Below are 13,170 nucleotides of genomic sequence, written 5' to 3'. Positions count from 1 at the left end.
TAAAATTAAAGCCAAGTGTCAGACCATTCCAGACGGCAATACGACGGATTATCGACGGGAGGAACCCCGCTTTCTTCCAGAAAAACCACTTCGTTTTCGCCTGAAAGCAGATAGAAAAACTCACTGTTGTTCGTAAGCACGAGAAGAGCGTCCTCGGTTGATCCATTTTCTCGCGTCACCGTAGCCGTTCCAGAAAGAACATCGATTTCCAAAATATCTGTATCCGAGAGCACGCAGATAAACTGCATAAAAACGTCGTAGGTGCGATTGAAAATCTTTGGATTAATACAGGGGGCATGAACGGTGATTTTCGGTGAGGCCGCAAAGTTACCCGCATTCACCAACGTCTTTTTGTACACATAATCCCAGCCCGTATTGAGCGGTAGCTTCGTCGGGAGCTTAATCTGCGCTCCAAGTACATCGGCTTTAACTTCGGGTGCTGTGTTTACTTCCTGCGAGAGCTTGCGCGGTTCTTTGCATTTGAGCGCCACCATGAAATGCCGAACATAAGGAAAACCCAGCTCCTCGGCGTATTCGGGCATAGTCTCCACTTTGGCAAAGACTTTTTTAGCAATGCCGTCTTCTTCGGTAAACAAAAGCTCGCGGTATCCATCGTCTTTGCTCGGAATCGCGCTCGTAGTAAATGCTTTTTGAAATTTATCCACCAGTTGTACCATTTTTGCTCGATCAGGAGCGATCAATTGTCCCGTGAATACAATCGCTCGTTTTCCCACAAAAGTGTCGTAGTCGAGAATCCCGTGCGTGCCTTGGCGGGATTCTTCCGAGTGCCTGAGTTCAGGTGAATGAAATCCGCTCGGAGTTTCCACAAGGCTTACTAAAGCTCCGCAAGACCTATCGGCTTCGCTCGTAAAAAGCTCACCCGAAAGCGCATCACGAGTGTGATCGCTGAGAGAAATGCCGTTATAGTGATAAATAATTCCGAGCATAATTTTTAGATTTAAGAAAAACGAGCACGCCAAGCCAACTCACGAGCCGCAATAGAAAAGTCCACACCATCCCGAATGTTTTGAGTGATGGTTTGATGAACAGTTCGTTGATTGTTATGAGTCGTAGCCCCGCCGACCATCCCTCCTTCGCTGTAGCCTCGGGTTCTGACGGATTCAAGCTGGGAAATCACACCTGCGTATTTGTCGACCATCCACGCAGGAGCGACCCATTCACCTCCATGCACCACACCAGCAACCTGCTGTTTATTTCCAAAAGTGAATCCTCCAACCGACCAGCTTCCACCAGCCCCGACTGAAGCCTGCTCACTTTTGAAAATATTGATTTTATCAAGAGCACGCTGAACCCACGATATGATGTTGTTCACCGTGTTTTGAATCGTATTGAAAACACCCGTCACGATATTCACCACATTATCCCAAATCGAACGCCATGCGTTGCCGATAATGCTGATACCACCATAAAAGATATTGGCTACCGCATCAATGCCTCCCGTCACAAGGTCTTTAATGGACGACCATGTGTTATTCGTGAAATCCTTAACGGCATTCCATGTTGTCGTCCACGCTTTATCGACCGCATCCAGCCCCGCATTGAAAGTCTTTTTTATAGACGTCCATATGCCGTCGAAAAATGCGACTATTGCGTTCCAGATAGTTTCGGAAAAAGCTTTGACCGCTTCCCAAGTGGCGATCGTTTTTGCTCTGATTTCATCCCAATTTTGAACGGTATAAATAACCAGCTCGCTCATCCCAAAGGTGATCACTGCAAATGCGGCTCGTACCGCTATTTCCAAATACGGTTTTATCCAATCCCAAAAACTGATGACTGTTGCTTTGATTTGATCCCAGTTTTGTATGACGTAGATGACCAATTCACTCAAACCTCCCGTCATGATGCCGATGACAACTCGAAGAGCGGTTTCAACATAAGGCTTCATCCATTCCCACGCTTTCATAGTGTAATCCACGACCTTATTCCAGACATCCTGAACGAAAGCCGTGATTTGATCCCAGTTTTTGATAGCGACATAAATTGCCGTAATAAGCAGACCCACCGCCACAAAAGGAGCGGCCGCAGTCGCAACCGTAGCGATCAGAGCCCACAATGAAGCGATCAAAGAAGGAATCACCGCGATTGCCAGCCCCGTAAGGATAGCTCCGAGAGCGATAAGCGCACCTTGAACCCAGTCGTTATTCGATACCCAATCTTTGAGTTGAGCAACGATCTCAGGAATCTTATCGATAAAGGCCGTAACCGCCTGCAAAGCTTGATTCAAAGCTGGAAGCAAGGCACTCCCGACTTGAATGCTTAAAACATCCAGATTGTTTTTCATCGTTTGCCATTGAGCGGAAACAGTATTTTTCTGTTTTTCAAAAGCCGTTGTTACATCTTCAGTACCGTTTTTCATCCCGTTCAAGGTTTCCAAATACGCACCATTCAGGTTCCCCGAAAGTTGAATTACAGCGTTATAGGCTTCCGTAGAGCCGAATATCTGCAGGATCGCCGCATCATTGCCTTTTACAGCCTCAGTGATTGCTTTGAACGCATTCACCATGCCTCCTTTCTTATCGATTAGGTCTTTAAAGGACTTTGCACCGAGCTGATTCAGTACAGCGGTCAATTCCGCACTTTCACGAGTTACGCCTGCAATAGCGGCCTTTAATTGATGGTGAGCCTGTGATGCGGGCAGACCTGTTGTCGTCAGCGCGGCAACCGCACTCAAATACTCAGGAAGTTCAATATTGGCGTTCGCCACAGTCCCCGCAACAGCACCAAATCCCTGTGCAAGATCCGAAATTGTCGTTTTACCAACCTTGGTGGCTTCAAAAAGATAACCGTATACGTTTTGTGCTTCCTCGCCTTTGAGCTTGAAAGCATTGATGGAGGAGGTCACGATATCGACCGTTTCAGCCGTTGTTCCCAGTCCTGCCATGCCAAGTTGAGCGGATTTCTCAAGAACTGTCAAAGCATCACCAGCGGAAATACCCGCACTGCGAACTTCATAAAGAGCGCCCGTAAGATCGGAGATTTGCACAGGCGTGCGTTTCGCAATATCCAAGACCGCATTACCCATGTTTTGCATGCTTTCCGTATTCGTATCGACGATGGTTGCAATATTGGTCATTCCTTTCTCAAACTCAACAGCGTTCTTCACGGAAATAGCCAGTCCAGCCGCCATTGCGGTAGCCGCGGCCGCAATACCCAAAAAAGCCACATGCGAAACTTTGGAAACCAGTTCGGCATTCTGACCGAACCCTTTGAGTTCAGTCGTCGCACTTTTGAGAGAGGAAGAAAGTTCACTGGTGTAGCCCGTGATCTTGATTCCCAGTTCTCCGATGATGTTGGTCATTCCAAATGCCATGAGTCTTTACGGGTTAAAAGTTTTTTTAATATCCTGCATCACACTCTGCGGCTCCTTTTTTTCTTTCGGAGCTTTGCCTTTTTCGGCTTCCAGCATGTTGATGAGGCAGGAGTAGTACATGAGAAATTGGCGGTACGACAGACGAAGCAGTTTCCAGTGATCAAATCCGCCGTTGTAATACCTGATCATCTGGGCGAACATCTCTCCTAATCGGACTTTGGTTGGGCTTTTTCCTTGAGCGACTCGGCCGTTTTTTTTAAACCCATCTCCTGCAACGGCTCAAAAAGCCACATGATAAAAGCAAGACAGGTCTTGAAACCCCAGCCCTCAATCTCTTTTTTACTGATATCGTTCTCATCCTTGAGCACGAGAAAAATCTGATCCACGATGGTGGCAAATTTGCTTTCGTTACTTCGCTCAAGCTTTTCAAACTCCAGCATGGTTTTCATTTTGATATCAGGAACGCGGTATTCTTTGCCTCCCATCTTGAAGACATCTTTGGAATTGAGAAGCGCGTCTGAATCCGCATCAAATATTCTGCTCATAGGAAAAAGTTAAAAAATTATAAAATGCTTTGCTCATCGACGATCTCTTTGACTGATCCTTCCAACTCCATGGAACAGACCATGATATTGTCGGAGTCATCAGCCTGAAAAGGCGTAGTGAGCGGTTTGATATTGGTGACATTTTCAAGATCAATGCGGAACTCTTTGCCCTCATTGCTCACGTTGATAATGCGAGCCACTTTGTAGGTTTTCGTTCCGCCCGTGTTGAAGGTCATTTTCTTGCTGACATTCGGCGTGTAGGTGTAATCAATGAGGACAGTCTGCCCATCCGTAATGGTACTGGTGTCAGTTCGAGCGATACGGGTAAATCCGTCAGCGCCGAGTTGCACGGTGTAATGGGTATTTTTGACATAGGTAGTCGTGCCTGCCGTATTGGTCACCACGATATTGGTAGCAATCGAGCCATTCCCATTCTTTTTCGCGAGAGCTTTTCCTGTAACCCCTGAAAGAATCGCGGATTCATCCACCACATTGACGGCGGTGCCAGCAATATCGGTTTTGACCACGAGTCCCGCATCTGTTGTGGCGAAAGTGGTGATATCAATTTCCGCGAGATCAAAAACAAACGAAGCTTTCCGTCCGTTTTTGAATTTCTTGATGGAGGGAACATTATCGAAACTTACTTCGATGTTTTCCGCTTTGTGTTCAAAAGACATATTGCGAATCGCCCCGATATTGATGAGCGAACCGAAGTCATCGCCGATGTAGAGCGTAACGGAGCCATATCTCAGTGCTCCTGTTTTTTGTAGATTCGTTTGTGACATAGTGCAAAAATTAAAAATTAATAAAATTAGGTGCGTAAGTAGGCAAATTTGAAATCCAAGACAATCCGACGCGCCGAGTTGTCTTCATTGAAGTCATCGGCCACAATCTCGAGCCACACTGATTTCACCTGAAAGCCCGTATCTCCAAGGTCTCCCTTGAAACGATTCAGGCAGTTGATAACAGCTTCCTTGAGTGTTTCCAGTTGGTCTTCCTCTTCAAGCTTTCCGACGAGATCAAGCTGAAAACGTTCAGTGGTAAAGTCGATATCGTTTTTGTTTGTACCTGTGATTCGCTGATAGGTAAGAAACGGAAACTCCGCACCCTGCGGTGCAAATGAGCGGTAAATCCGTCCAGCAAGGATTTCCTCGATAGCAGGATCATTCTTCAGTTGTTCGTAGATAGCAGTTTTTAGGTTCATTGGAGTGCTTGGTTAAAGGTTTGCCAGATGTCTTTGCCGTTTTCATCAATCGTTTTGCGGAACATTGATCGGGGCTTCATCCTGCGAGTGCCGAATTCCACGAAGGGTGCATATTCAACGTTCGTCCCGACAACGGCTTCCACACGGTCTGTTTTTTTGGCATACAGTTGGGTGTTGATGCTGGAACGGAGATTTCCCGTATCCACAGGCGTATTCTTTTTGGCGAAGTATTCCGCTTTGAGTCCCGCTTTCATCGTCGCTTGTTCAGTGCGTTTCACATACTTTTCCACACCGCTGGCAAGTGCCGTGAGAACCCGATTTATTCCTGTGACTTGGATCGACATTATTCGGTGTGGTTAAGTTGTAATTCGAGGTGATGCACGCTGTCTTTACCGTTTACTTCGGCGACAAAAGCGATTTCATATTCCTTGCCGTCAATAACTGCCCTCATCTTTTCGGTTATCTCTGAGCCTTGCTCGAGGTAGAGCGTAAATTCTCCGCGCACATATTTTTCGATGTTTTCCGTTCCAACTTTTACCGTCCCGCGATTGGCTGAGAGTCGAGCAAGCAGATTGGAATACTTATCCGTCCATACTTTTTTGACCACGCCTCCGACATTGCTTTCGGTGCATTCTTTGATCGTTGCCGTTTGTGTCAGTAAGCCTTGGAAAGCCATAATTATTCGGTGATAAGATTTACTTTTCCTGTCAGCTTACGGAACCCGCGAAGCAGGAGTTTTACTTTTTCAGGGATCAATTCAGTTGCGACAGAGGTCTTTTTGTAGCTGTAACCTCCAATACTTTCCTCGGTAACTTCGCCTTCCAGCGTTGGTGCTCCTTGCAAAAAGAGTTGTTCAACCACCACCAGCGTCGCATTCGTGATTTCCTGCGGGATTACTTCCTCTCCCCGTCGTGGGAATAACCGCACCTGTTCTGCGTTGGCTTTTTCCCAAAATCCGCAGTATGCGTCGATCATGGGTTCCGCTTCAAGAATCAGTTTTTCAAGGTTCTCATCAGACTCAGCGGAAATATCCGCTACGCGGGATCTTTCTTTTACCTGTGCTGGTGTGATGTAAGTCGACATGGTTATTGAAGCGTTAAACCTTGATAAGTAAGTCCAGAAAGCTCTCCATTGAGTTCTCCAAGCGTCCGCTCCGCATCGATGATGGTTTCTACGAGCAGAGCGTTTTGCAGGCACAAAATGGCATTAAGCATTTCATTGGGAGTTGTGAATGATTTTCCATCAAACACGCTGGTTGCAGAACTGCTTAATCCTTCAACCCGAGGTGAGTGCCATAAGGCGAATTTCGCAATAACGGGAGCTGGCACTTCCGCCACTTTCCAGTTCGACTCGTATCCAGAAATGATCTCTTGGAGTGTTCTTGCAAACAATTCTTTGATCTCATAGGTTTTGAGTTGCGAAAAATCCCGAGCCACAAAATCCAGCATGTTTTTTCGCCAAACAGTAATTTTTTTCATCAGCATGTCCCGAAACAGAGTGTTACGGGCAGGATCATTGGATATCTTCATGCGGGGAATGTGATAGTTCATCAGCTGTTCCGAAGTGGAAAAGAACGCATGACTGCGAGGATTGGTCACCTCATTGGGTTTAAGCTTTTCCTGCAGATATTTCAGCCCCGTTTGACCGAAAGCAAAAGCAAAGAAAAGCACGATCGCAAGGAGAGTGAGGCTCACGCCATAGTCCTGTAAAAGCTTGATGATTTCTGAAATTTCCATGGGGTGAAAAATTATCTTTTAGAATTATTGGCAGGTTTGCCTTCAGTCTTTTTTGGGTCTTCTTTAGGCACTTGATTCTCGGTTCCTTGAGGATCGTCAGGCGTTTCGTCCTCATCTTTTTTCGCAGGGGTTTGTGCTTTGCCTTTCACTTCCTCGATATCCTCGGGGAATTTTTTGGCAATCTCCCGCAAGCGATCGATTTCTTGTTTATCCTCGGTTTCGTATTCGCCGTGTGGGGCGAACTTCTTGTCGGATAAGCCGATCGCCGAAGTTTTGATGTTAAATTTCATGGGAAATAAATATTAAAAAGTAAGAGAAAGGAGGGGGACAAAATGTCACCCCCCTTGGGTTTAGCTGATGCCGTACATACGAGCGCAGTCAGTCACCACGTCTTTGATACGAACAGTCAATTGACCTTGCAGAGTCTCTTTCAGCGTTCGAGAGTTGGAAGGTTCAGGTGCAAAACGAAGTTTGTCGTCGACGAACCATGTTTTTCCGAGTTTGCGAGTGTTGATGACATACATTTCACCAAATGAGTTCCTGAGGAACGGATCAGCCACGATATCCAGCACGCCAACGCCTTCACCTTCATAACGATCCACAAAGTTCCCTGCGATGCGTTCATCACGGCCGTAGCGGGTATTTGAAGCGTTAAAGGTGTTAATGGCGCTCTTTATGTCAGGCGAGCAAAGAATCGTGTTCGGACTTCCACCGCGACGAGCCATTTCCAAAAGCACATTCTTAAGGTGTGTTTCGGTAAATGCTCCGCCCACGTTGTAGTTGAACGAGCTCGAAGTGTTTTCGATAAAATGTTTGAGTCCTCCAAAAGATCGGGGAGTGGTTTTACTTCCCGCAGAAGGTTTCCCGAAAAGCACCGCCTGATTGAGTTTCTTCAAAGCACGAGTCATCGCTTTGGTACGTTCCTCGTTGAGTTTGTCGGTCACATCAAGGTATTTCTGTTTTTGAGCGGTAAGCGAAAGTTCAATGGGTTCCTCCACAATCTGAGTGAAGTTGATCTGCTCGATAGTGTCTTCTAGCAGGTTGTCGCCATCGACAGTGCCTTCCACTTGTGCATTTCCCAGAATGTAAACGGTAGTGGTAGCGGTATGAGCCGCACCAGTCGTTCCGCCGTGACCACGAGCATACACATCAACGGTGAAGCCTGTACGGTTAACAGATTTCACAACGACATACTCGTTTTCGATACGAAGCACGTCTCCTACGTTTACGAGTGAGGCGAAAAGGGCACTGATTGGCAGAGACGTGGTGATTGCACCATCAGTCCAGCCCCCAGTCCCGACTTGGCCTTCGAGTGCGTAGGTTTTGGCATCGTACCATTTGATTTTAGTGGTATTAATTGGCTCAAACTCGGGAAATAAATCCAGCGAAGTCGTGAGCTTGGGATCGATCTGTATGGCAATACCTTTTACGAGTTCATCGAGAAAAGGACTGTCATAGGTCGAGTATTTTCCATTTATGATTGGCATGGTAATAAAAAATTAAATGTTAAGAATTATTGCTGTTGGGCTCTGAGAACCACGATTTCCTGACCCAGCTTCATGATCTCCCGACGCTCGCTTTCGGTGAGGAATTCGCCCTTAGATTGGCGAGTCATCAGCTCATCGTAGCGTTGTTTTTTGGATTCAAAGTCGGATAGATTTTTGGAATTGGGCGGAATAGGAGCACCAGTAGAGCTTTTTTCTCCCATCAGAAGCGCACGGTTTTTGGCGATGTATTTGAGTTTCGCCACCACGGGCAGTTCATCGGGGATCAAAGACTTCTTTTCCTCGGGAATCTTTTCCAATTCCGAGGTCAAAATTTCTCCGAGAGTTTCTTCATACTGTGTGAGTTGATCTTTGGATTTGCCAGCCACTTCCAGCTCTTTGTCTTTTTGAGCCAGCAGTTCTTGGTATTTTCCTTGCTCCTCAAGCTCTTTTTGCTTTTGTTTCTCTTCGGCTTTTTGGCGTTTATCCAAGTCCTCCTTGTACTTGTTCTTTTCCTCAATCACCTCGCGGAAACGACTCATCGGGATCATTTGCTCCTGTGTTTTATCGTCAGCACCTGACGGGGTCTTGTTTGCGTCCTGACCAGACGGAGCGGGAGTTTTATCGACTTTCCCATCGGTATTGTCGGCAGGAGTTTTTACGCCGTCCTGATTGGCGGGATTTGCTTGAGCGGTCATAGGAATAAAGATTAAAAATTAATGGGTATTTTGAGCGGAACACAAAAAAAGACCCGCTCCTTGTCCGCGATTTTTCGCGAACGAGTTGGTCTTTAAGACTCTGCACGACAACCAGCTATTGGTTGCCTTGTACTAAAATGGTATCAAAGAATAAGAAGAAAGCAAATAGATTTTATAGACTATATTTTTTCTTCCTTTGTTCAAAAGCGATTCTTCCACCCTCAAGAATATCACAGACATGCTCTTGTATGCCTCTTTTTTCTAAAACGTAGTCGGAATCTTCACTTAAAAATGTATTTTCTAATGCTCCTTGTATATATTCAAATTTCTTATCATCATGATTTTTACTTTTTTCTCCATGCTGATTTGCAACAATGACACATTCTGCATCTGCACCAACAACTAAGTTAGGATTATGTGTAGCTACAATTATTTGCCTTAACTTTTTCTTCTTTTTTAAATAAGAAACTAAATCTGAATAAATTGACCTATTATCTAAATCATCTTCTGGTTGATCGATTAAAATTGGACAATCTTTATCACTAAAATCCAATAATAGTTTAAGAACTACAAAAGATTTTTTACCATCTGACATTTTGTGAAAATCATCATTTTCATAAATTAAGTCATATTCTATTTTATAAAAATTTTCACTCAGCAGTCTATTAGCTAATGTTTTGTTAGTGTATCCAGCTTTTAATTCTAATTTACTTTCAGTTAAATCATTAAATATCTCAATCATTTTTCCTTCTAATGTACCTGATAAATAAAGATATTTATGATTTGTAGAAAAAGTTTTATTCATACCAGATTCTAAAAACTCACCACACTCTTTTTCTTTAAAAATTTTCTTTGCCTTAATTTCTAGCCCTTCAGCAGAACTAGATAAAAGTGGTATTAATTTGTTGATTTCAAGTAAATAATTTTCGTGTAGAGCTTTAATTGATTTCTTCAGTTTTTCTTTCTGATCTTTTAGTTTCTTTACTTCATCTAATAGTGTTGTAATTACAAGTAGCTTGTCTTTCTCTTTTTTAATTTTACCTTCTATCTCTTTTAGGTGTTCAGATTGGCTAAATATTTTTACTACTTTTGCATAGGTTGTATTTTCTGTAGCCTCTTTAATCTTTTTTTCATTGTCTTTCTCTTCTTTTGTTATTTTTTGTTTTAAATCTTCTATCTCCTTAAGCCATCCTTTCTGAAATACTTCTTTTAAGTTTTTGAATTTATCAATAATAATATCTTTATTTGCGTCTGAAACCGAAGTTAATTCATATTCAAGACTATCTTGTATTAAATTTATACCTTTTAATTTCTCAATATTTAGGACATCTCTTTGTAAGATTATTATTGTTTCATTTCCTTTTTCTATAATTAATTTATTTTTTTCATACTCCTTTATTTCTTCTTCAGTGATTTCTTCTGTATTAAATATTTTGAGTTCTCCAGCCAATTTAGATATTTCATCTTCAACACCTTTTTTGTCTCCTTTATCTGAAATACTATCCTCTTTTAATTTAATTTCTTCTAAAATTTGAAAAAAATCATCAACCGAGCTAGATATTTTCTTCTTATTTTCATTAATTATTGAAAAATAATTATCCAATATTATATCCTTTCCTTTTTTTCTTAAAATATTTTGGATAAGACTGCTTAATTTGGACTCATTTCTCGCAAGATCATACATATAACCTTGTTTGAAATATTCGACCTCTCTTCCATTGTCTTCTTTCCCATCTTTCCAAAAAACCTTCAAATTTACTGAAATTTCATTAATATAATTCTCATATTCTTTATCATGAAATTCTGGAAGGTTTTCTATTTTTAGTTTTTTCGCAATAGCTGCTAATAAAATAGACTTTCCTGTAGACCTTCCTCCAATAATAGAATTTAGATTAAAGTTTAGTTCTAATTTCTTGTTAAAAACATGATTATGATTAATTTCGACTCTATCAATAACCTGATATCCTGTTTTTTCCTCTGGCTCTGATTTTTGAATTTCAACCCTATCTTCTGGTTCATAAACTACCTGTTTTAATCCCTCAAAAGTAGGATTTGCTTTAACCCAAGTAAATTTTTCACCAATATCGTTATAGCAATGTGCGTCTGAGGAAAGAAAAACTGATTTTTGAGATAGGGAATATTGAGATCTTCCTTCTATTTTATTAAGATAAAAATCGACATCATCTGCATTCCCATAAAAAATGTGGCAGATTTTGTCAATTTCTTTTGCATATTCACCACCTCGTCCATCATCGTCACTTGCTGGTCTTATACAGCCGTATCCTCGAGCTACTCCAACTATCAAATATTCATCAATTTTAGTAAAATTTTCTTCAAGACATTCTTTTAATTTTTCATGATTTACCATGGCTCTTTCATATGTAACTTCTGAAAGATCTGAGTCAGTGCAAAATTTATTTTTTAGAGTTTGATCATCCGTAGAAATTAATGGAAGCCTTGTTAGAAAGTTTCCTATGCGTTTTACATCAATAGAATCTGAAAATATGACATGAATTTGAATAAATTCAGAATCTTTATTTTTTTGAGCAATTCTAAATTCAATATTAGGAAAAAATTTTACAGTAGAATCAAAAGAACCTTTCTTTTCAAGAACAGTTCGATAATTATTAATCGAGAAATAATCGGTAATGCCTACTACAGAAGTTTCTTTTTCAGATAATACTTTAAAAAACTTCTCCCACTTTTTATCATCTTCTGTAGTTGATTTTAAATCATCCGAATCTATAAGTTTAAATTCATCAGACATCTTCGTAAAAGGGGTATGTACATGCAAATCCCATTTTCTCCACTGAGAGCCGCGCTTATTTTGATCTATATGACTCATAAATATAAAAAATTTAAAATCAATATTAGGATTCATCCTGTTTAGAATTTCCACCACCTGAAAGCTCATCAAATTTAGCTGTCATAGTAGGATTTCCTCTAGTTAATTTTTTGATGGTTAAATCTTCCGCTTTGTTATTGGCAAGACGAAGATTATCTTCAGATCGCAATAGATTCTCTTTTGTCTTTTGAAGCTGCTCAATTGATTTATCAATACTATCAATCGCAGTTTTAAACTTTTCGGACGCCAATCTGAAGTTTCTGCCAAATGAATCGCGAAAATCATTTAATTGGCCTTCAAAATTAGTAACATCAATATTCTGCGTTCGCATTAATGCAAGCTCTGCTTTATATTTGAGAGAATTCATGGCGGCATTTCGGAGAAGCGTGATGATCGGTATAAAAAATTGTGGTCTAATCACATACATTTTGGGATGTTTATGAGAGACATCTACAATCCCAGTATTGTAAAGTTCGCTTTCTCCTTCCAGAAGAGAAACAAGTACTGCATATTCGCACTTTTTTTCAGTGCGATCTTTATCAAGCTCTCGTAAAAAATCTTCATTTCGTTTTTTGGTGGCGGTTTCATCTCCCTCATTCTTCATTTCAAACATGATGGAAATGATTTCATTTCCTGCTTCATCGGTTTCGCGGTAAATATAATCACCCTTACTTCCTGATTTTGCATCATTATCTTTTTCAAAATAGGAGTTTTGAAAGGCGGTTGCACGCAGTTTGTTAAATTCTGTTTCGCAGTGCTGCTCCAGAGTTTCGCCGACCATTTTAGTAGAAAGTTTCAGCTTCATATCTTTATAACGTTCAATCGCTTCATCTTTCATTTTGATGATGTCATCTTTTGTTCTGAGGTCAGAAGTAAACTTTTCTTGTAAAGATTTTTCGAGTAATTGTTTTTCTGTTTCTTTGTTTTTTAGCTCATTTGCTAGGTTGTCACGTTCTTTTTCGATTGTTTTAACCGCTTCAGTAACAGAAAGTTTTTGCTCCACCTCTGCTTTATCAAGTTTCGATTTCATCTCAGCCAGTTCAGATTCTTTCTTCGCCAACTGTTCCCCCAAGTTACGATCTTTTTCAGCTTTTAATTCTGCTAATTCTTTATCTTTTTTCGCCAACTCTCCTTGCAATGTATTTTGGAATTTTGATTCGGCGAGTTGAACAGCACTGGCTTTTTCTTTCTCTGCCAATTCTAGTCGCTCGTGCAATTCTTTTTCAAACTGATGATCACGGACTTGTTTGAGTATGTCTGCAAATCCAGCTTCATCGACTTTGAAGACTTTTCCGCAATGTGGACATTTTATATCCTGCATATTCAT

General features: G+C 41.6%; 15 protein-coding genes. All 15 read right to left on the bottom strand.

All coding sequences use genetic code 11. The features are described 5' to 3' along the window. Positions 1 to 5 precede the first annotated feature (5 nt). The 15 genes from IPN35_01045 to IPN35_00975 all read right to left on the bottom strand — a co-directional run bounded on the left by IPN35_01045 (position 6) and on the right by IPN35_00975 (position 13,164). A complete protein-coding gene (locus IPN35_01045) occupies positions 6 to 980 on the bottom strand; it encodes a phage tail family protein (GenBank protein ID QQS59462.1) in 975 nt (324 codons plus the stop codon). Further along, positions 959 to 3,331 (bottom strand): phage tail tape measure protein, encoded by a 2,373-nt coding sequence (locus IPN35_01040; protein ID QQS59461.1) that lies wholly within the window; start codon positions 3,329 to 3,331, stop codon positions 959 to 961. The genes IPN35_01045 and IPN35_01040 overlap by 22 nt, the downstream gene beginning before the upstream one ends. Before the next feature lie 6 nt (positions 3,332 to 3,337). After that, positions 3,338 to 3,520 carry a hypothetical protein gene (locus IPN35_01035; GenBank protein ID QQS59460.1) on the bottom strand — a complete coding sequence of 61 codons (183 nt, stop codon included), beginning with the start codon at positions 3,518 to 3,520 and terminating at the stop codon, positions 3,338 to 3,340. Between the two features lie 17 nt (positions 3,521 to 3,537). After that, positions 3,538 to 3,876 (bottom strand): hypothetical protein, encoded by a 339-nt coding sequence (locus tag IPN35_01030; protein ID QQS59459.1) that lies wholly within the window; start codon positions 3,874 to 3,876, stop codon positions 3,538 to 3,540. A gap of 17 nt (positions 3,877 to 3,893) precedes the next feature. Continuing rightward, positions 3,894 to 4,661, bottom strand: coding sequence for a hypothetical protein (locus tag IPN35_01025; protein ID QQS59458.1), 768 nt, complete (start codon positions 4,659 to 4,661; stop codon positions 3,894 to 3,896). 26 nt (positions 4,662 to 4,687) lie between these two features. Further along, positions 4,688 to 5,080: a DUF3168 domain-containing protein gene (locus tag IPN35_01020; GenBank protein ID QQS59457.1), complete on the bottom strand. Its 393-nt coding sequence runs from the start codon at positions 5,078 to 5,080 to the stop codon at positions 4,688 to 4,690. Then, positions 5,077 to 5,424, bottom strand: coding sequence for an HK97 gp10 family phage protein (locus tag IPN35_01015; protein ID QQS59456.1), 348 nt, complete (start codon positions 5,422 to 5,424; stop codon positions 5,077 to 5,079). Before IPN35_01015 ends, IPN35_01020 begins: the two co-directional genes overlap by 4 nt. Continuing rightward, positions 5,424 to 5,756 (bottom strand): hypothetical protein, encoded by a 333-nt coding sequence (locus IPN35_01010; GenBank protein ID QQS59455.1) that lies wholly within the window; start codon positions 5,754 to 5,756, stop codon positions 5,424 to 5,426. The genes IPN35_01015 and IPN35_01010 overlap by 1 nt, the downstream gene beginning before the upstream one ends. Positions 5,757 to 5,758: 2 nt before the next feature. Then, on the bottom strand, positions 5,759 to 6,163 hold the full coding sequence (locus IPN35_01005) for a hypothetical protein (GenBank protein QQS59454.1): 405 nt from the start codon (positions 6,161 to 6,163) through the stop codon (positions 5,759 to 5,761). A gap of 2 nt (positions 6,164 to 6,165) precedes the next feature. Next, positions 6,166 to 6,816 carry a hypothetical protein gene (locus IPN35_01000; protein QQS59453.1) on the bottom strand — a complete coding sequence of 217 codons (651 nt, stop codon included), beginning with the start codon at positions 6,814 to 6,816 and terminating at the stop codon, positions 6,166 to 6,168. Between the two features lie 11 nt (positions 6,817 to 6,827). Beyond that, positions 6,828 to 7,106, bottom strand: a complete 279-nt coding sequence (locus IPN35_00995) for a hypothetical protein (GenBank protein QQS59452.1) — start codon at positions 7,104 to 7,106, stop codon at positions 6,828 to 6,830. 60 nt (positions 7,107 to 7,166) lie between these two features. After that, complete coding sequence (locus IPN35_00990) at positions 7,167 to 8,303, bottom strand: DUF5309 family protein (protein QQS59451.1); 1,137 nt, start codon at positions 8,301 to 8,303, stop codon at positions 7,167 to 7,169. A 26-nt stretch (positions 8,304 to 8,329) separates the two neighbouring features. Continuing rightward, positions 8,330 to 8,998 (bottom strand): hypothetical protein, encoded by a 669-nt coding sequence (locus IPN35_00985; protein ID QQS59450.1) that lies wholly within the window; start codon positions 8,996 to 8,998, stop codon positions 8,330 to 8,332. Between the two features lie 172 nt (positions 8,999 to 9,170). Continuing rightward, positions 9,171 to 11,843, bottom strand: a complete 2,673-nt coding sequence (locus IPN35_00980) for a hypothetical protein (protein QQS59449.1) — start codon at positions 11,841 to 11,843, stop codon at positions 9,171 to 9,173. Between the two features lie 25 nt (positions 11,844 to 11,868). Continuing rightward, the gene (locus IPN35_00975) at positions 11,869 to 13,164 is read right to left on the bottom strand and encodes a DUF2130 domain-containing protein (protein ID QQS59448.1); all 1,296 of its coding nucleotides are present in this window, start codon (positions 13,162 to 13,164) and stop codon (positions 11,869 to 11,871) included. Between the last annotated feature and the right edge of the window lie 6 nt (positions 13,165 to 13,170).

It is taken from the genome of Candidatus Peregrinibacteria bacterium, from assembly GCA_016699755.1.
Taxonomy (GTDB): Bacteria; Patescibacteriota; Gracilibacteria; order CAIRYL01.
The sequence above is the reverse complement of the archived record's forward strand: the minus strand, read 5'-3'. Positions and strand labels throughout refer to the sequence as shown.